Source organism: Janthinobacterium rivuli, from assembly GCF_009208735.1.
Lineage (GTDB): Bacteria > Pseudomonadota > Gammaproteobacteria > Burkholderiales > Burkholderiaceae_D > Janthinobacterium.
Genome location: NZ_WFLJ01000007.1, coordinates 1 through 18,635 on the forward strand (window position 1 = coordinate 1; position 18,635 = coordinate 18,635).

The 18,635-nt window shown below is 61.1% G+C and carries 18 protein-coding genes and 1 rRNA gene; 11 read left to right on the forward strand and 8 right to left on the reverse strand.

Annotated elements, in window-relative coordinates:
* Positions 1-109: ribosomal RNA gene (locus GCN78_RS10500) — 16S ribosomal RNA — on the reverse strand; the annotation flags it as partial.
* Positions 110-679: 570 nt separating this feature from the next.
* Here GCN78_RS10500 and GCN78_RS10505 point away from each other — a divergent pair.
* The 3 genes from GCN78_RS10505 (at position 680) to GCN78_RS10515 (ending at position 4,151) form a co-directional block, all read left to right on the forward strand.
* Entirely contained in the window at positions 680-1,972 is a 1,293-nt protein-coding gene (locus GCN78_RS10505; protein WP_152251667.1) for a sensor histidine kinase, read from the forward strand.
* Between the two features lie 68 nt (positions 1,973-2,040).
* Positions 2,041-2,799: a LytR/AlgR family response regulator transcription factor gene (locus GCN78_RS10510; protein WP_034782231.1), complete on the forward strand. Its 759-nt coding sequence runs from the start codon at positions 2,041-2,043 to the stop codon at positions 2,797-2,799.
* A 161-nt stretch (positions 2,800-2,960) separates the two neighbouring features.
* Positions 2,961-4,151 carry a PAS domain-containing sensor histidine kinase gene (locus GCN78_RS10515; RefSeq protein ID WP_152251668.1) on the forward strand — a complete coding sequence of 397 codons (1,191 nt, stop codon included), beginning with the start codon at positions 2,961-2,963 and terminating at the stop codon, positions 4,149-4,151.
* A 46-nt stretch (positions 4,152-4,197) separates the two neighbouring features.
* Here the strand turns inward: GCN78_RS10515 and GCN78_RS10520 are convergent, their stop codons facing one another.
* The 3 genes from GCN78_RS10520 to GCN78_RS10530 all read right to left on the reverse strand — a co-directional run bounded on the left by GCN78_RS10520 (position 4,198) and on the right by GCN78_RS10530 (position 6,984).
* Positions 4,198-5,145, reverse strand: coding sequence for a porin (locus tag GCN78_RS10520; protein WP_152251669.1), 948 nt, complete (start codon positions 5,143-5,145; stop codon positions 4,198-4,200).
* A 185-nt stretch (positions 5,146-5,330) separates the two neighbouring features.
* Positions 5,331-5,981 (reverse strand): class I SAM-dependent methyltransferase, encoded by a 651-nt coding sequence (locus GCN78_RS10525; RefSeq protein ID WP_152251670.1) that lies wholly within the window; start codon positions 5,979-5,981, stop codon positions 5,331-5,333.
* A 61-nt stretch (positions 5,982-6,042) separates the two neighbouring features.
* The gene (locus tag GCN78_RS10530; RefSeq protein WP_152251671.1) at positions 6,043-6,984 is read right to left on the reverse strand and encodes a CysB family HTH-type transcriptional regulator; all 942 of its coding nucleotides are present in this window, start codon (positions 6,982-6,984) and stop codon (positions 6,043-6,045) included.
* Positions 6,985-7,145: 161 nt separating this feature from the next.
* Here GCN78_RS10530 and GCN78_RS10535 point away from each other — a divergent pair, with 161 nt between their 5' ends.
* The 8 genes from GCN78_RS10535 to GCN78_RS10570 all read left to right on the forward strand — a co-directional run bounded on the left by GCN78_RS10535 (position 7,146) and on the right by GCN78_RS10570 (position 14,910).
* Positions 7,146-7,919: a sulfite exporter TauE/SafE family protein gene (locus tag GCN78_RS10535; RefSeq protein WP_152251672.1), complete on the forward strand. Its 774-nt coding sequence runs from the start codon at positions 7,146-7,148 to the stop codon at positions 7,917-7,919.
* 70 nt (positions 7,920-7,989) lie between these two features.
* Complete coding sequence (locus tag GCN78_RS10540) at positions 7,990-9,678, forward strand: nitrite/sulfite reductase (protein WP_152251673.1); 1,689 nt, start codon at positions 7,990-7,992, stop codon at positions 9,676-9,678.
* Positions 9,671-10,231, forward strand: coding sequence for a DUF934 domain-containing protein (locus GCN78_RS10545; RefSeq protein WP_152251674.1), 561 nt, complete (start codon positions 9,671-9,673; stop codon positions 10,229-10,231). The genes GCN78_RS10540 and GCN78_RS10545 overlap by 8 nt, the downstream gene beginning before the upstream one ends.
* 9 nt (positions 10,232-10,240) lie before the next feature.
* Positions 10,241-10,957: a phosphoadenylyl-sulfate reductase gene (locus GCN78_RS10550; RefSeq protein WP_152251675.1), complete on the forward strand. Its 717-nt coding sequence runs from the start codon at positions 10,241-10,243 to the stop codon at positions 10,955-10,957.
* A gap of 40 nt (positions 10,958-10,997) precedes the next feature.
* Positions 10,998-11,909 carry a sulfate adenylyltransferase subunit CysD gene (cysD, locus tag GCN78_RS10555; RefSeq protein ID WP_152251676.1) on the forward strand — a complete coding sequence of 304 codons (912 nt, stop codon included), beginning with the start codon at positions 10,998-11,000 and terminating at the stop codon, positions 11,907-11,909.
* The gene (locus GCN78_RS10560) at positions 11,909-13,225 is read left to right on the forward strand and encodes a sulfate adenylyltransferase subunit 1 (protein ID WP_152251677.1); all 1,317 of its coding nucleotides are present in this window, start codon (positions 11,909-11,911) and stop codon (positions 13,223-13,225) included. Before cysD ends, GCN78_RS10560 begins: the two co-directional genes overlap by 1 nt.
* A gap of 28 nt (positions 13,226-13,253) precedes the next feature.
* On the forward strand, positions 13,254-14,018 hold the full coding sequence (gene cobA, locus GCN78_RS10565; RefSeq protein ID WP_152251678.1) for a uroporphyrinogen-III C-methyltransferase: 765 nt from the start codon (positions 13,254-13,256) through the stop codon (positions 14,016-14,018).
* A gap of 247 nt (positions 14,019-14,265) precedes the next feature.
* On the forward strand, positions 14,266-14,910 hold the full coding sequence (locus tag GCN78_RS10570; protein ID WP_152251679.1) for a hypothetical protein: 645 nt from the start codon (positions 14,266-14,268) through the stop codon (positions 14,908-14,910).
* Here the strand turns inward: GCN78_RS10570 and GCN78_RS10575 are convergent.
* From GCN78_RS10575 to lptF, 4 genes are read right to left on the reverse strand one after another with little or no spacing between them, the layout of a single operon-like run.
* Positions 14,907-15,881, reverse strand: a complete 975-nt coding sequence (locus GCN78_RS10575; RefSeq protein WP_226939568.1) for a Stealth CR1 domain-containing protein — start codon at positions 15,879-15,881, stop codon at positions 14,907-14,909. The genes GCN78_RS10570 and GCN78_RS10575 overlap by 4 nt on opposite strands.
* Positions 15,878-16,285: a sirohydrochlorin chelatase gene (locus tag GCN78_RS10580; protein ID WP_152251891.1), complete on the reverse strand. Its 408-nt coding sequence runs from the start codon at positions 16,283-16,285 to the stop codon at positions 15,878-15,880. Before GCN78_RS10580 ends, GCN78_RS10575 begins: the two co-directional genes overlap by 4 nt.
* Positions 16,285-17,454, reverse strand: a complete 1,170-nt coding sequence (gene lptG, locus GCN78_RS10585) for an LPS export ABC transporter permease LptG (protein ID WP_152251680.1) — start codon at positions 17,452-17,454, stop codon at positions 16,285-16,287. Before lptG ends, GCN78_RS10580 begins: the two co-directional genes overlap by 1 nt.
* Entirely contained in the window at positions 17,451-18,596 is a 1,146-nt protein-coding gene (lptF, locus tag GCN78_RS10590) for an LPS export ABC transporter permease LptF (RefSeq protein ID WP_152251681.1), read from the reverse strand. The genes lptG and lptF overlap by 4 nt, the downstream gene beginning before the upstream one ends.
* Positions 18,597-18,635 lie beyond the last annotated feature (39 nt).

The following is an 18,635-nucleotide window of genomic DNA, read 5'->3' on the forward strand; positions in this document are numbered from 1 at the left end:
CACCCGTTCGCCACTCGCCACCAGAGCAAGCTCCGTGCTGCCGTTCGACTTGCATGTGTAAGGCATGCCGCCAGCGTTCAATCTGAGCCAGGATCAAACTCTTCAGTTTAATCTCTGTTACTTTGCCATTTTATTGGCACCGTCTTGCGACGGGTCGCTCACTCAAAAAACTGACAGGCCACTACTTTCGTAGCGCCTATTTCATTATTTCTTGTGAACATTTGATATTTTAAGTTTTACACTGCTTACGCAGCGCTGCACCCACATCAAATGCCCACACTTATCGACTGTTAATTGTTAAAGAACTGTATTCGGTTACTGCTTTCGCGCTACCGACAAAGCGTTGTGTTTGTCAGCCGCGAAGAAGGAGGAGTATGAAGCATTTCGCTACGTCCGTCAACTCCTTCTTTTTTCTCACTTCACGCTGCATTTGCATGCGTCGTTCAGCGAGGGGGCGAATTATAGCCCTGCTCCGTTCGCGCCGCAAGCGCTATTTTGCCGCTCCCGCCGCCCAGCAAGCCCTGTCTTCACTTCAAGCGCCTTTTTGTGCAGCCTGTCGCAATCGGCTGGCGTAGTGCGTGGTCTTTAGGCACAGTGGCAACATCAGACTCTGACGCTACTCAACAAGGGTTAAACTTGCCCGCTGCGTCGATTAACTCTTGTACTTGAAAGTGCCCCCATGCTTCCGATTTCCAACCTGCCCCAATTGCTGAAAACCATCCTCGCTTGGTTACAACGGGCATTCGACGCGACGACGACCTGGGTCACCCAACTGTCCTGGTGGAAATTTTTCCTGTTCGCTGCACTGGCCCTGATCGCCGGCTCCATTTTGCAAGATGAACTGTTCTCGTCCAGCCCGGACGAGGAAGTTGTCATCAAGTCGCATAAACGCAGCAGCAAGGGTTCGGGTGAAACCAATATCCTGATCGACGATACGGGTATCCATTTCAATCCCCGCAACAGCAAGAACCGGCGCAGCAGCGCCGCCGACGCGGCCAGCGAGCCGGCCGACGCCGCCGAGGCGGACGCCCAAGCCAGTGCCGTGCCTCCAGCGCCCCCCGAGCCGCCCGCCGCCCCCGCCAAGCCCAGCTATCCGGTGACCACCAATGCGTCAGGGGAAGAAGTCCATATCGAATTGCCGCCGCAAATCGGTGAAGAGCTGTCGAATGCCATCGAGGAAGCGGTCGATGATGCGGCGGAACAGAAAGTGTCGCGCTACCACCAGCAAGCCTCGACCTGGTTCAAGAGCTTCGTCTCCTTGCTGGTATTGGCCCTGTTCGCCATGAAAGCGCTGGTGGGCGGCAAGAAACGCGCGGAAGCGGAAACCGTCACGGCGAATGAGGCAGCCGAACGGGAATCCATGCAGCGCCAGCTCAGCGAAGCGAAGATGCAGATGATGCAGGCGCAAGTCGAGCCGCACTTCCTGTTCAACACGCTGGCCTCCGTCGAACACCTGATCCAGGTCGATCCGCCGCGCGCCGCCAAGATGCAGCGCAGCCTGATCCAGTATCTGCGCGCCGTGCTGCCGCAAATGCGCGACAACGCCCTGATCACCAACCTGGGCCGTGAGGCGGACATGGTGCAAGCGTACTTGAACCTGCTGAAAATGCGCATGGAAGAACGCCTGACCGTCGACTTCCAGATTCCCGACGGCCTGCGCAGCGCCGCCTTCCCGCCCATGATGTTGCAATCGATGGTGGAAAATGCCATCAAGCACGGCCTGGAAGTCAAGCCGGAAGGCGGCACCCTGCGCATCGTTGCCGAAGTGGCGCACAGCAAGCTGCGCGTGATCGTCACCGATGACGGCCTGGGCTTTGGCGTGGTGCCCAGCGATGGCACGGGACTGGGCTTGCCCACCATCCGTGAGCGCCTGAAGCTGCTGCATGGCGACCAGGGCAGCCTGACCATTACGCCAAATCAACCGTCCGGTGTGTGCGCCGTGATCGAAGTGCCATATCAATTGTCCAAATAAGACAGAGTAGTTGATAAAAACGCTAAATCATTGAATAATCAATCTTCACCTGTTCACACTTGAGACCTATGCCTACCGCTATTATTGCCGACGACGAAAGACTGATGCGCGACCAGCTGCGCCTGCGCCTGGGCCAGGCCTGGCCGGAACTGGAAATCATCGGCGAAGCCAAGAATGGCGACGAAGCGATCGAACTGGTGGAACAACTCAAACCGGACTTTGCCTTCCTCGATATCCGCATGCCGGGCAAGACGGGCATGGAAGCGGCGCAAGTGATTGGCGGCAAGACGCATATCGTCTTCGTCACGGCCTATGATACGCACGCCGTCGAAGCCTTCGAACGGGGCGCCGTCGACTACGTGCTCAAACCGCCCGAGCATGAGCGCTTGCTGGTCACGGTGGAGCGCCTGAAAACGCACTTGAACAAGCCGGCCCTCGATGTCAACAGCAGCGTCACTGCCATGCTTTCGCAACTGGCGGAGAAAATCACGGCCAAGCCCACCTACCTGCAATGGATACAGGCCAGCATCGGCCAGGACTTGCGCATGATTCCCGTGGAAGAGATTTTATTTTTTCGCTCCGACGAGAAATACACTTGCGTGCAGACCGCCAAGTATGAGGCGCTGATCCGCAAACCCGTGCGCGACCTGGCAGAAGAGCTCGATCCATCGCTGTTCTGGCAAATCCATCGCGCCACCCTCGTAAATGTGAATGCCATCGAAGGCGTGACGCGCGACATCCGCGGCCGCCACCTGGTACTCATCAAAGGCAAATCCGACAAGCTCGAAGTGAGCCGCAGCTTCCTGCACCTGTTCAAGCAAATGTAAGTCCCCCGCCGCCCGGCCCCGGCCGGCGCGGCGCATGGATCTCTTCCATCCCCTTCCTGCGCCACATCAAGCCATGCCGCGCCAACAGGCATAGGCTATGACAAGTCCTGTCCGCCATTGCTGTCTTGCCTGCCTTCGTCCATGTTCGCAAGGAGAGCCCCATGCCTGACCGAGGCAGTTCGACACTGCTGCGCATCCTGCCGCTGGGCATGGCGGCGGCGCTTTTGCTGTGCTTGTTTCCCCCACTGAAAGCCCGCCGGCAACGACAGGCGCGCGGCCAGGCCATCATCGACAGCGCCAGCGACGCCATCATCAGCATCGACAGCGGGCAAATCATCCTGCATGCGAACGCGGCGGCAGCCAGATTGTTCGACGATACGCCGGCCGGTATGCGTGGCATGCGCCTGGGCCACTACATCCTGCGCGACTTGCGCACCCTGGGCGGCCTGGGTCAACACGATGGCGATCCGCCGTTTGGCGACATCAGCCAGGAGCTGCGCCTGACGGGCCGGCGCGCCACCGATTACACCTTGACGGGACGGCGCAACGATGGCGCCATGTTTCCACTCGAAGGTTCGCTCTCGGCCATGCAGGAAGACGGCCATAGCGTGTTTACCATCATCGTGCGCGACATCAGTGCGCGCCAGCAGATGCATGAGCAGCTGGCCCGCTCCTTCTCGCAACTGCGCGAATTGTCGAGTGCGCTGCAATCCATCCGCGAAGAAGAGCGCAAGCACATCGCGCGCGAACTGCATGATGACTTGGGGCAATTGCTGGCCACCCTGCGCGTCGACCTGACCCTGGTGCGCCAGCACACGGACACCACCGCGCCCCTGCATGCGCTGCTGCACAGCATGGACGGCTTGCTGGTGACGGCCATCACCTCGCTGCGGCGCATCGCCAGCAACCTGCGCCCGCGCGCGCTCGATGAAGGGGGCTTGTATTTTGCCCTACAAAAACTGCGCCATGACTTCCTGCTGCGCCGCGCCATCCATTTCGACTTGCTGGCCGACGAAGCCGACCTCGTGCTCGACGATGCGCGCAGCACGGCCATCTACCGCATCGTGCAGGAAGCGCTGACGAATATCGCGCGCCATGCCGAGGCCAGCCACATCACCATCGCCCTGCACCGCATCGATTCCTCGCTGGCGATCACCATCCAGGATGACGGCCGCGGCATCGCCGAACAGGACCTGGAAAAAGCCACAGCCCTGGGCTTGCTGGGCATGCGCGAGCGGGTCTGGGGCTTGAATGGCAGCATCCATATTGGCGCCGATAGCGAGCTGGGTGGCACGCGCATCGACATTTCGCTGCCCATGCATGCCGAGAAGGCGGCAGCGGCGATGCCATAAAAAAGGCGCCCGCAGGCGCCTTCCACTTCGTCACATCCAATGATGCTTAGAATTTGTGTGCCAGGCCGATCTGATACGAGGTCAGCGACTTGACGCGCTCGCGGCCAGCGTAAGCGTACACATCGGTGCGCTTCGACAGGTGGTAGTCGTAACCGACGCCAAATTCCTTGATGGTGTCCTGATCCTTGAACTTGTTGTTGCTTTGCTCTTGCTTGCCATACGACACTTTGGCATCGCCGCCGCCAACCGTGTAGTTCAGGCCGATCAGGTAGGATTTGTATTCACCGGTGGTTGCCACCTTGGTGTCGCCTTTCGAGTAGGCGGCCGTGATCTTGGCCGGGCCGAATTTATAGCCGCCACCGATGGACCACAGGTCAGGCTTGGCGGCCGTTGCTGTTGCTTGCACGGCTTTTTCGTAGCCGGCGTGCAAGCTGATCGGGCCGTTGTCGTAGGTTGCCAGGCCAATCACGCCCGCATCAGCGCTGTTGACTTCGCTCAGCACGTATTGCAGGCTGCCCACGAAACCTTCAAAGCTTGGGCTGTTGTAGGTCACGGCATTGTTGACGCGCGACGTGCCGACGCCCGAACGCAGCAGGGTTTCATTGTTCTTGCCGACCACGCCGTAGGTGTTGAAAGGATCGACGCGGGCGATGGTGCCATCGACCAGATTCTTGGTGCGACCCAGGATGGCGGTACCAAACGCGCCTTTCAAGCCCACGTAAGCTTGACGGTCGAACAACACGCCTTTTTGCGCACCGGTGTCAGCCAGGAATTCACTTTCCAGGTTGAAAATTGCGGACAGGCCGCCACCCAGATCTTCCGTACCCTTGAAACCGAGGCGCGACGCATTGTTTTCGCGTTGTACCGTCGGCTGGCCAGTGGTCTTGGCGATACCAAGGTCAACCAGGCCATACACGGTGACGTTCGATTGTGCTTGCGCCGTGGCTGCTGCGAAGGTACCGATGATCAATGCTGCCAGAGTAATTTTTTTCACTTGAGATTCTCTACATTAGGTTGGACAAGATGTGGTGCTGCTTAGCTGCTGAACCGAATCATGCCCACCAAATACTTCAACAATATGACATCGACAAGATGTTGTTTTTTAGCACAACATCTTGTCAGATAAAAACAACAGACGAAAAAAAACCGCCCGCAGGCGGTTCTTGCAGCAACAGCCGCTTATTTCAGGCGGCAGCTCAGCAGCCAGTAGTATTCCAGGCGCTTCATGCGGATTTCTCGGGCCGAGTGGGCAAACTTCTTGCGCAGGTGACTATCCGATGGGAAATTTTTCAGCACTTCATAGCGCTCGCCCCCCTCCGTCGTGCGGAATTGGTGGGTATTGCCTTCCAGGTCGGTGCGCGCGATAACCGTGCTGCTGCCATCGACATAGGAATTGTCGATCAGCACCAGCAGGATGTCCTTGCCCAACTTGCTGCGCAATTGCTTCAGGTATTTGTCCTGGTCTTCGCGCTTGACGTGCGACCACCAGAAGCCGGCGAACACGGCCGTGAACTTGCCCAGCAAATCATCGGGCAAATTGAACGCATCGAGCTTGGCGAAGCTGACATTGTCGGGCAAGCCGCGTGCCTGGGCCAGCGCCAGCATTTCATCGTTGATGTCGGTGGCCAGCACGGACTCGGCCGACTCGGCGACCACTTCCGTCCAATAGCCGGTGCCGCAAGCCAGTTCCAGCACGGTATGGCCTTCCAGCACGTCGGCGACCTTGTCGCGCAACACTTCCAGGTCTTCCTGGCGTTCGGGCTTGTCATAGACGCGCTCGTACTGCTGCGCGATGGTGGCGTAATATTTGGCAAGCTGATCGGTAATCATTGTTTCTTCTCTTCTTAAATAATCTTGGCCAGGCACCTCGCCCGGCCGACTTCATGCATTGTTATAGTTCGTAGTGCTCTTTATCACCACTCATCGCCTGCTCGATGAGCTTGCGGTTCAGGGTTGGTGTCAGCAACTCGATAAAGGTATAGATATAGCTGCGCAAATACGCGCCTTGCTTGACGGCCACGCGCGACACATTCATGCCGAACAGATGGCCGACAGGGATGGCGCGCAAGCCTTTGTCGCGCTCGGCATCGAAGGCCATACCCGCTATGATACCAATCCCCATGCCCAACTCGACATAAGTCTTGATGACGTCCGCATCGATGGCTTCCAGCAAGATGTCCGGCTTCAAGCTGCGCAGCACGAAAGCGTGGTCGATCTTGTTGCGTCCGGCGAACGCGCTGTCATAGGTAATCAGGGGGAAAGCGGCGATCTCTTCCAGGGTCACGGACTTCGACTTGAGCAGCGGATGGTCGACCGGCACCACCACCACATGCTCCCATTGATAACATGGCAAGGTGATCAAGCCATCGATGGCGGCGATCGATTCGGTGGCGATGGCCAGATCGGCCTGGTCACGCTGCACCATCTCGGCGATCTGGCGCGGATTACCTTGCAGTAAAGATAAGCGCACCTTCGGGAACTTCAGCATGAACGCCTGCACCACCTTGGGCAAGGTGTAGCGCGCCTGCGTATGTGTGGTGGCAATGGTGAAGCTGCCGCTGTCCTGCGCCGCGAATTCCTTGCCGATGCGCTTCATGCTGTCGATTTCCTGCATGATCAGCTCGACGGACTCCAGCACCAGGCGGCCCGGCTCCGTCAAGCCACGGATGCGCTTGCCGTGGCGTGTAAAAATATCCACGCCCAGCTCTTCCTCCAGCTCGATGATGGCTTTCGATACGCCCGGTTGCGACGTAAACAAGGCCTTGGCGGCGTCCGTCAGGTTGTAATTCTGCCGGACCGCTTCGCGCACGAAGCGCAGTTGATGAAGATTCATTGCTGGTTTGCCCTAGATTGCCGTGATTTGCCGAGTTTCCGCCCCACCCATGATTTTGCGTTCATGCATATACGTATATCGCATATAAGCAAATGCGTACTAAGTAGTTTGGAATAAACACAAAGTTTATTACTATTGCGGGTACTTTGGGGGATGCAAGCATGACTTTGTCTTATATAGTCTCAGGATTTGCCGTAGGATTACTCGTAGGAATGACCGGCGTGGGCGGCGGCTCGCTGATGACGCCGCTGTTAACCTTGCTGTTTGGCGTGCCGCCCTCCGTGGCCGTGGGCACCGACCTGGCCTTCGCCTCGATCACCAAGAGCGCCGGCACCCTGACGCACCGCCTGCGCGGCACCATCCGCTGGGATATCGTCAAGCGCCTGTGCATCGGCGCCCTGCCCGCCGCCGTCATCGCGACCCTGGCGCTCAAATCGTTCGGCACCCTGTCGCCGGAAATCGGCCAGATCATCCGTTACTCGATCGCCGGCTCCGTACTGCTGACCGTCGTGGCACTGATCTTCAAGGGCCGCATGCTGGCTTGGATCAATGCACACCCTGAGAAACAATTACAAGGCAACAAGCTTGCCGCCGCGACCATCATCGCCGGCGCCGTGCTGGGCGTGCTGGTGACGGTGTCGTCGATCGGCGCCGGCGCCATCGGCGCGACCCTGCTGGTGATGCTGTATCCACGCATGAGCTCGGCCGAAGTGGCGGGCACCGATATCGCCTACGCCGTGCCCCTGACGGCCATCGCCGCCCTGGGCCACTGGTGGCTCGGCTCCATCCACTGGGAATTGCTGGCCTCCTTGCTGGTCGGCTCACTGCCCGGCATCACGCTCGGTTCCTGGATTGCCCGCTCCGTGCCGGAAAAGTTTTTAAGAGTACTGCTGGCGATGACCTTGACCGGCGTGGCAGTAAAGCTAATCTATTAAATAACACGAGCAGTATCAAGAACATAATCCCAGGCAATCTTCCAGCACCCCGGCTTTTTTAGGAATTGATATGTACCATTACGATCAGTACGACCACCTCATCATCAAAGAACGCATCGCCCAGTACCGAGACCAGGTTGCGCGCCGTATCGCCAATGAACTGACGGAAGAGGAATTCATTCCGCTGCGCCTGCAAAACGGCCTGTACATGCAACGCCACGCCTACATGCTGCGCATCGCCGTGCCCTACGGCTTGCTGTCGTCCAAGCAGATGCGCATGTTCGCGCACATCGCGCGCAAGTATGACCGCGGCTATGGCCACTTCACGACGCGCCAGAACATCCAGTTCAACTGGATCGAACTGGAGCAGACACCCGACATCCTGACGGACCTGGCTTCCGTGGAAATGCACGCGATCCAGACTTCCGGCAACTGTATCCGTAATACCACATCGGACCCGTACGCCGGCGTCGCGGCAGATGAAATCATCGATCCGCGCCCGTACGCGGAAGTGCTGCGCCAGTGGAGCACCTTCCACCCCGAGTTCATCGCCCTGCCGCGCAAGTTCAAGGTCGCCATCAATGGCGCCGAGGAAGACCGCGCCGCCATCGCCGTGCACGATATCGGCTTGACGGCCGTGCGCAATGCCGCCGGCGAAGTAGGCTTCAAGGTGATGGCCGGTGGCGGCATGGGCCGCACGCCGATCCTGGGCAGCGTTGTGCGCGACTTCCTGCCGTGGCAGCATTTGCTGACCTACATCCAGGCGATCATGCGCGTGTACAACCTGCACGGCCGCCGCGACAACAAATACAAGGCGCGCATCAAGATCTTGCTGAAAGCCATCGGCGTGGAAGAATTCACGCGCCAGGTGGAAGCGGAGTGGGTCGATTTGAAGGATGGCCCGGAAACCTTGACGACCGAGGAAATGCAGCGCGTGGCGGACTTCTTCAATCCGCCCGCCTACCTGGCCCTGCCGGAACTCGACTACAAGGCCGAACACGCGGACAACAAGGCGTATGTGAACTGGCTGGCGCGCAACGTCAAGCCACACCAGCGCCCCGGCTATGTGGCCGTGGTGCTGTCGCTGAAGAAAACGGGCGTGCCGCCGGGCGACGCGACGGCCGAGCAGATCGACTTCGCGGCCGATCTAGCCGACCGCTACAGCTTTGGCGAACTGCGCGTGACGCATGAGCAAAACCTGGTGCTGGCCGACGTGGAACAGTCAAAACTGTTCAAACTGTGGCAGGAAGCCAAGGCGCACGGCCTGGCCACGCCGAACATCGGTTTGCTGACGGACATGATCTGCTGCCCGGGCGGCGATTTCTGCTCGCTGGCCAACGCCAAGTCGCTGCCGATCGCGGCCGCCATCGCGGAACGCTTCGACAGCATCGACTTCCAGCACGACATCGGCGAGATCGAACTGAATATTTCCGGTTGCATCAACGCCTGCGGCCACCATCACGTAGGTAGCATCGGTATCCTCGGCGTCGACAAGGATGGCAGCGAATGGTATCAAGTGTCGATCGGCGGCGCGCAAGGCAACAACGCGGCCATCGGCAAGATCATCGGACCATCGTTCTCTTCCCTGCAAATGCCTGAAGTCATCGGCCGCCTGCTGCACGTCTACGTGCGCGACCGCCATGAAGGCGAGCGCTTCGTCGACACGGCCCAGCGCCTGGGTCTGGCGCCGTTCAAGGAACACGTATATGCAACGCCGATCACGGTCGGCAACCTGGTGGGAGAAGACGAATATGTTTGAAGTACGCGAAGAAATCATCAAGAACGCCGCCGTGGTGCCGAATACCTGGGGCTTGCTGCGCCTCGATGACAACGACACGCCGGAAACGGTGGTCGTGCCCGCCGGCAAGGTCATCGTCCCCCTGCCCGTATGGCAAGCCCAGCGCGAAACGCTGCTGGCGCGCCTGCCCGACATCGGCGTCTGGCTGGCCAGCGACGAGCGCCCGGAAGAACTGGCGGCCGACGTGGCGCAACTGCCCGTCATCGGCGTGGATTTCCCGAAATTCACGGATGGCCGCGGCTATTCCATCGCCTTCAACCTGCGCGCCCGCCTGGGTTTCCAGGGTGAATTGCGCGCCATCGGCGACGTGCTGCGCGACCAGCTGTTTTCCATGCACAGGGTCGGCTTCGACGCGTATGCGACGCGTCCGGACCGCAGCATCCATGACGCCCTGAAAGGCTTGTCCGTCTTTTCGGAAACCTACCAGGCGTCGTGGGATCAGAAGTCGCCGCTGTTCCGCCGCCACCACCGCGAAGGCCAGAATCCCGACCTCGACAACGCGGCCGGCATCTGAGGACCCATCATGAGCGATCTGACTTCTTTGATACACGCCACCGAGCAAACGCTGACACGCATCGCCGCCGATTTTTCGCCGGCCGTGTTCGCGTCCAGCCTGGCAGCCGAAGACATGGTGCTGACCGACATGATTCTCAAGGCGAAGCTGTCCATCGGCATCTTTTCCCTGGAAACAGGCCGGCTGCACCAGGAAACCCTGGCCGTGCTCGACAAGGTCAAGGCCCGCTACGACCACGACATCACCCTGTACCGCCCGCAACCGGAAGCCGTGGCTGCCTACGTGGAACAGAACGGTCTGAACGCGTTCTACAATAGTGTCGAGATGCGCCGCGAATGCTGCCGCATCCGCAAGGTCGAGCCATTGGGCCGCGCCCTGGCCGGCAACAAGGCCTGGGTCACGGGACAACGCCGCGCCCAATCCACCACGCGCGCCGAACTGCACGTGCAGGAAGAGGACGCCGCGCATGGCATGACAAAATTCAATCCGCTGGCCGACTGGTCGGAAGAAGACGTGTGGGCGTACATCCGCGCCAACGACGTGCCCTACAATGCACTGCACGACCAGGGCTACCCGTCGATCGGTTGCGAACCGTGTACGCGGGCCGTCCAGCCGGGCGAAGACGTGCGGGCCGGGCGATGGTGGTGGGAAAATCCCGATTCCAAGGAATGCGGCCTGCACATGGTGGACGGCAAACTCATACGCATCAAATCCGTGGCAGCCTGAACAGAAACAATAGACTCAGCAGAACAAGAAAGCACCCTATATGAGCAATATTTTGAACCAGCGTCACCTCGACAGCCTTGAATCGGAAGCCATCCACATCATGCGCGAAGTGGCGGCCGAATCGGCCAACCCCGCGCTGCTGTTTTCCGGCGGCAAGGATTCCGTCGTCCTGCTGCGTTTGGCCGAGAAAGCCTTCCGTCCAGGCAAGTTCCCCTTTCCCCTCGTGCACATCGACACGGGCCACAACTTCCCGGAAGTCATCACTTTCCGCGACAAGAAAGTGGCCGAACTGGGCGAGCGCCTGATCGTCGGCTCCGTGGAAGATTCCATCAAGCGCGGCACCGTGCGCCTGCGCAACCCGGCCACGGATTCGCGCAATGCGGCGCAAGCCGTGACTTTGCTGGAAACCATCGCCGAACATCAATTTGACGCCTGCATCGGCGGCGCGCGCCGCGATGAAGAAAAAGCCCGCGCCAAGGAACGCATCTTTTCGTTCCGCGACGAATTCGGCGCCTGGGACCCGAAAGCCCAGCGTCCCGAGCTGTGGGACCTGTATAACACGCGCGTGCATCCCGGTGAAAACATGCGCGTCTTCCCCATATCGAACTGGACGGAGCTGGACGTGTGGCAATACATCGCCCGCGAAAAGCTCGAACTGCCGCCGATCTACTTCGCGCATGAGCGCCAGGTGATCCCGCGCAACGGGCTGCTGGTGCCGCTGACGGATCTGACGCCGCCGCGCGAAGGCGAAACGGTGGAAACGCAAGTCGTGCGCTTCCGCACGGTGGGCGATATCTCCTGCACCTGCCCCGTGTCGTCCGATGCGGCGACGGTCGACGCCATCATCGCCGAAACGGCAATCACGCAAATCACGGAACGGGGCGCCACCCGCATGGATGACCAGACTTCCGAAGCCTCGATGGAAAAACGCAAGAAAGCAGGGTATTTCTAATGAACGCAGCAATCCAGAACACCAATCTCACCGACAGCGTCGAACGCGGCATGTTGCGCTTCATCACGGCCGGTTCCGTCGATGACGGCAAGAGCACGCTGATCGGCCGTTTGCTGTTCGACAGCAAGGGCATCTTCGCCGACCAGCTCGACGCCATGTCGCGCTCCAAGCACAAGCGTACGGTGGGTGACACGGTCGACCTGTCCTTGCTGACGGACGGCCTGGAAGCGGAACGCGAGCAAGGCATCACCATCGACGTGGCCTACCGATATTTCGCCACGCCAAAACGCAAATTCATCATCGCCGACACGCCGGGCCACGAGCAATACACGCGCAACATGGTCACCGGCGCGTCCACCGCCGACGCCGTCATCATCCTGATCGACGTGTCGAAAGTCAAACTCGGTGACGATGGCAGCGTGGAATTGCTGATCCAGACCAAGCGCCACTCCACCATCGCGCACTTGCTGCAGATCGAACACGTGGTCGTGGCCGTCAACAAGATGGACCTGGTCGACTACGATGAAACGGTCTACAACCGCATCGTCGCCGCCTACCGCGAATTCGCCCAGTCGCTGGGCTTGAAGGACATCACGCCGATCCCCCTGTCGGCCCTCACCGGCGACAACGTCGTCGAGCGCGGCGACAAGCTGGGCTGGTACACGGGCCCGACCCTGATCGAGCTGCTCGAATCGCTGTCCGTCTACGATGAATCGCACGACACGCCCTTCCGCTTCCCGGTGCAGCTGGTGGCGCGCCACAACGGCCACGAAGCAAACGACTTCCGCGGCTACATGGGCCGCATCGAGGCGGGCAAGGTCAGCATCGGCGACACCCTCGTGGTGCAGCCGTCGGGCCAGACGGCCACCGTCAAGGACATCGTCACCCTGGACGGTTCGCTGCCGACGGCCGTGGTGGGCCAGTCCGTCACCTTGCTGCTCAATGAATACCTCGACATTTCGCGCGGCGACTTGCTGGCCAGTGCCGAACGCCCGGCCACCCTGCTGAAACAGGTGGTGGCGGACGTGTGCTGGCTGTCGGAAGACGCGCTGGACCTGCGCCGCAAGTACTGGATCAAGCATGGCACCAAGCAGACGGCGGCCAAGGTGACGGCGATCGACTCCATCCTCGACATCAATACGCAGCAGCGCCATCCGGCAGAAGGCTTGAAGCTGAACGACATCGCCCGCATCAGCCTGAACGTGCAGCAGGCGCTGGCGGCCGACGCGTATGCCGATATCCGCGCCACGGGGGCGTTTATCCTGATCGATGAAGTGACCCACCAGACCGTCGCGGCGGGCATGGTTCGGCTCTAACCCCGTCTCGCCCAGGAAAGGCAGCCCTATGAACAACTCCGCATCCCTCCCCGGCAAGGTCTACCTGATCGGCGCCGGCCCCGGCGCGCAAGACCTGATGACCTTGCGCGGCGCGCGCCTGCTGGCGCAAGCGGACGTCGTGCTGCACGACGCGCTGGTGACAAGCGAGATGCTGGAGCTGTGCCCCCAGGCGCACAAGATTCTGGTCGGCAAGCGCTGCGGCCAGTTGTCGACGGCGCAGGCCTTCATCAACAAGCAACTGGTCGACAACGCCCGCAAGCACGCCGTCGTCGTGCGCCTGAAAGGGGGCGATCCCATGCTGTTTGGCCGCGCCGACGAGGAATTGCGGGCGCTGGAAGAGGCCGGCATCGCCGTCGAAGTGGTGCCCGGCATTACCACGGCCCTGGCGGCGGCCGCCGCCACGCAGCAGCCGCTGACCAAGCGGGGCGTGTCGCGCAGCGTGGCCTTTTTCACGTCCAGCACGGCGCCGGGTGAACCGGATCAGACGCGCATTCCCGACTGCGACACCCTGGTGCAATACATGGGTGGGCGCGAAGCCATCGTCACGGCCCAGCGCCTGCTGGCGCAAGGCCGCCGTGCCGACACGCCCGTGGTGGTGATTGAGAACTGCAGCCGCCCGGATCAGCGCATCGTGCGCCTGCCGCTGAGCGCCCTGGCGCATGGTCTGGGCGACACCCACGGCCCCGTGCTGGTGATGCTGGGCGACGCCATGGCCGTGCGCGCGCACCAGGCCAGCGAAGCAGCGGCCACCGTTCTGGCGCGCCATGCTTGAATAAACACACCGTATTTTACCGACTTTAAAGTCAGTAACCGACGTCTTCCGAGGAAACATGATACGATGCACCCGCATCTTTTCTCGAGAAGTTATTGTGTGATAGCAATGAAATTGACGCTAGGCCCCGCCATCGAGCGTGCTGTGCGGCCTCCCTGCTGACGGACACCGCGCACAACATCCCCGAAAAAAGCTGCGCCGCAGGCTGCAATACCGCGCCGCGCAACTTGATCCGCTACACCCATACATGAATTTCACTTCCATGCGCGAAGCCCTGACTTCGCTCAGCCGCAGCAATGCCGGCATCGCCAGTGCCGTGCTCCTGAGCATGCTCGCCTCCATCGCCCTGTGGACGGTCTTCCCGAATATCGACGATGAAAACCATTTGCTCGAATGGCTGCAGGCGCTGTTCCTGGCCCTGGCGTGCAGCGTGCACGGCGTGCGCGCCTGGCAAGAGACGGACCGCCAGTCCTTGCGCTTCCTGATGCATGCCGGCTTGTCGGCCCTGCTGTTCGGCTTCCTGCTGCGCGAACTCGATATAGACCAGTTCGGCACGGCGCCCGCCTGGGCGCAGCTGGAAAAAGCCCTGCGCGTGGTGGAATTGCTGATCCTGATACGTGTGCTGATCTTTTTCGCGCCGCGTTCCCGCAAGGTGTTTGCCCATGCGCCGCAGATTTTCAGCATGCGCATCACCATCCTGACGGCCATCGGCGGCTTGCTGATGGTCGCTGGCTGGCCGTTCGACAAGAAGGTATTTCACGGCATGCCGGACGCCTACGCGCTGCTGGGCGAGGAAGTCTTCGAACTGGGTGCCTATCTGCTGCTGTTCCTCGCGTCGCTGTCCGACAGTTCGGCCGCCGCGCGCATCAGCCTGGCGCCGAAGAAGGCCTAGGCATCTTCAAATGAAGACGGCAACGGCAGCAGCCGCTGCAAGGTAGCGGCCACGCGCAGCAGGCGCAGGTCGTCGTCCTCGGCCTCGTCGCAGGTATCGTTGATACAGAAAAACGGCAAGCTGCCGAAACGCGCCGCCAGCTCCTCGAGCTGCCGCGGCGCCTGCGCATCGCCGCTGGCGATATGCAGCGGATCGAGTACCTGCGAACGCGCCAGTCCCTGGTACACCATCCAGCGCGGCACCAGGTCGGGCAGCAATGCCGGTACCTGCCAGGAACGGAACACCGTCGCGCGCACCTCGGCAAACAAGGCCGGCGCCAGCGTCTCGAGCGCATGCAGTGCGCTTTTCAGCATGGGCCGCGGCGCATGCGCATACAGGCGCGGTTCATGCCGGTAATCGGCGTACTGCGCCGTCAGCCATTGCCGCGACAACGTCGCGCAATTGACGGGCGCCGCCACGTCGGCGCGCAACTCCCGCACCTCGTCGTGCAGCGCGCTCTCCGTAAACACGCTCAAACGCCGGTCGCCCTCCCCGCCAAACCAGAATGCGGGCTCGAACGGCGCGCCAAAAAATACGTCGTCGTTCAGATACAGGAAGCGCTCGGACAAGCCCGGAATATGGTGCAGATACGATTCGATATGGCCGGAGTCGAACACCGGCAGCGATGCATCGGGGATCAGGCTCGCATGGTCGATCACCGTCAGACGCGGTGAGGCGCGCAGCCAGCGCGGCACTTGCCGGTCCGTCAGCAGGTAGACGTGGCCGTGGCCAGGGAAGAAGCGCTCCAATGCGCGCAGGTTGTAGCGCAGTTCGCCGTTGTCGCGATAACGCCCCGCCACGTTGCCGTGCAAGGCCAGCTGGCCAGGATGCGCCTGCGCCCAGGCGGCATACGCCTGCTGCCGGCGCGTGCGCCAAACAGGATCGGCGCCGTCAACCCACAGGTAGACGATGTCGATGTCGCTACCGCTCAAGGGAGAGTGCTGGCACCTGGCGCCGCCACGCAGTAATCGGCGATGGCGGCGAGCACGCTGGCATTCTCGCCCACCGCCTCGACCACCTTCAGGCGCAGTGCCGGATGCTGCTGGCGCAGTTCTTCCAGCAACAGCGGCAAGTCGCGCAGCACATGTCCGCCCTGCCCCAGGAACACGGGCACCACGGTGACATCCAGCGTCGCGCCGGCGGGCAGCTCGGCCAGCAGCGTCGCCACCAGTTCGGGCAGGCGTGGCGTCATCAGTTCCAGGAAGGCCAGGTACACGCTGGCGCCGGGCATGCGCGCCTGGGTCAGGTCGCGCAGGCGTTCGAAGGGCGCGGCCCACGATGCGGCGCGCGCGCCATGGGCAAACAAGATCAGTGCCTGTTTCACGTTCGTCTCCATCAGTGCCGCTCCACCCACCACAGGGCGCCCAGCGCCAGCAGCAGATACAGGGCGCTCGGCGCCACCGCCGTCAGGAAGGCCGGCCAGGTGCTGAGCAGTCCAAGATGCGAGAACAGGGTATTGACCAGCATGAAGCTCACGCCGATCATGATGCCGATGAAGATCTTCAGGCTGATGCCGCCGCTGCGCGTATGCATGTAGGCGAACGGCAGCGCCAGCGCCATCAGCACGAAAATGGCCAGCGGGTCGATCAGCTTTTTCCAGAAGGCGATGCGGAAACGCTCGGTCTCCTGCTTGTTCTCGGCCAGGTGGCGCGTGTACACGGCCAGTTCGCTGGCCGACATGCGCTCGGGATCGGACGCCGACACCGTCAGGATCTTCGGCGTCACTTCCGACATCATGTCCTTGCTGGCGCTTTGCACCGTGCGCACCAGGCTCGTTTCCTGCCCATAGTAGTTCGCCAGCTTCGGCTCGAAGCCGGGTGAAGTCGCCGCGCTGTTCGAAAACGAGGTTTCCGTCACATCGGTCAGGCGCCAGATATTGTTGCCCTGGTAGGTCGCGCCCTTGGCCACGGTCAGGGTGCGCAAACGCATATCGGTGTCGAATTCATACAGCTTGACGTTTTTCAGCTGGCCATCCGGACGCGCTTCGCCAACGTTGAAAAAGCGCGAGCCGGTGACGGTGCCCGTCAGGCCGTCGCTCTTGACCATGTCCTTGGTCCACAGGCCCGAGCGAAACTCGCTCGACACGGCCGCGCCGCGCGAAGTCAGCTTGAGGCGTTCGGCCAGCGGCTCCGTGCGCGGCGTGATCAACTCGCCAAAGATGAAGGTGATGACGACGAAGACGATACCGATGCGGAACAGGAAACCGGCCGCCATCGCCGTCGACATGCTCGACGCGCGCATGATGGTAAATTCGGAGCTGGCGGCAAACTGCGCCATCGTGTAGATGGTGCCGATCAGCGCCGCGATCGGCATCACTTCGTACACGTGTCCCGGCACCAGCACCAGCACGTACAGGAAGGCATACTGGATGGTGTAGCCGTTGCGGCCCACCTTGGGCAGCTCGCCCGTCAGGTCGATGAAGGCTTGCAGTGCCAGGAAGGCCAGCAGCACGAACAGCACCGCCTGGAAAATCGAGACCGCAAAATAGCGCTGTAAAATCTTCATTTCGATGCCGCTTTACTTGGTTTGCCGGCGCGGCGCGCGCGCTTGAAGGCCGCCAGCAGGACCAGCGGATGGTAGCGGTGGTTCACATTCAGGCGCCACGCAAACAGCGCCACCACGGCCAGCGCCGCCAGCAGGTGCAGCGGCCACCAGGCCAGCCCGAAGGTCAGGCGGCCCTGTTTCACGCTCGCCTCGATGACCTTGATCAGATTGCTGTACGTAAAGAAAATCAGCAAGGCGATGATCAGGTTGGTCGAACTGCCGGCACGCGGGTTGACGAAGCCCAGCGGAATGGCCAGCAGGATCAGCATCAGGCCGATCAGGGGCGCGCTGACCCGCCACAGCAATTCGGCCATGGTGTAGGGATTCGGTTCGGCGATGAGCGCCATGGTGCTCATCGCGCGCACGCCCAGTTCCGCGCCCAGTTCCTGCTGCTTGCTCTCGATGCGCATGATGTACTGTTCGAATTCCATGGTCTGGAAGTCCGCTTGCGTCGGCACGCCCTGGTAGCGGCGGCCGCTCTTGAGCACCAGGAAGCGTTCGCCCTTGGCGTCGGTATTGATCACGCCTTCCTTGGCGACGACGACGACGGCGCTGCCTTTTTCATCGACGGTATTGACGAAGACGTTCTGCACCACGGTCTTCTCGCCGCTGACGCCCTCGACGAAGAAGATGCGATTGCTGCCGGCCGATTCGCGGAACTGGCCAGGCGTGACTTTCTGCAGGTCTTCGCGCTTCTCGAAGCGCGCCACGTATTCATCGCTCTTCTTTTGCGCCCACGGCGTGGCGTACAGGCTCAGGATGCCGGTGGCCAGCACCAGCGGCAGGCCGAAGCTGAGCACGGGCCAGATCCAGCGCGACAGGCTCAGGCCGGAGGCGAACCACACCACCATCTCCGATTCCTTGTAGCTGCGGGTGACGACCATCAGCACCGAGATGAAACCGGTGAGGATGAGAATGGTGGGCAGCTGCATCAGGGCGGAAAAAACCATCAGCGACATGACGTCGGACGACGCGATCTTGCCGCCCGCCGCCTTGCCGAGAATACCGATCAGCATCCAGGTGAGCAGGATGCTGAACAAAACAGTGAAGGTGGCCCCGGCGGCACTAGCCAATTCACGTCGAAGGGCGCGTTGAAAGATCATTCGGAGTTTATAATTCGGGTCAGTTAGTTGAGTAACACG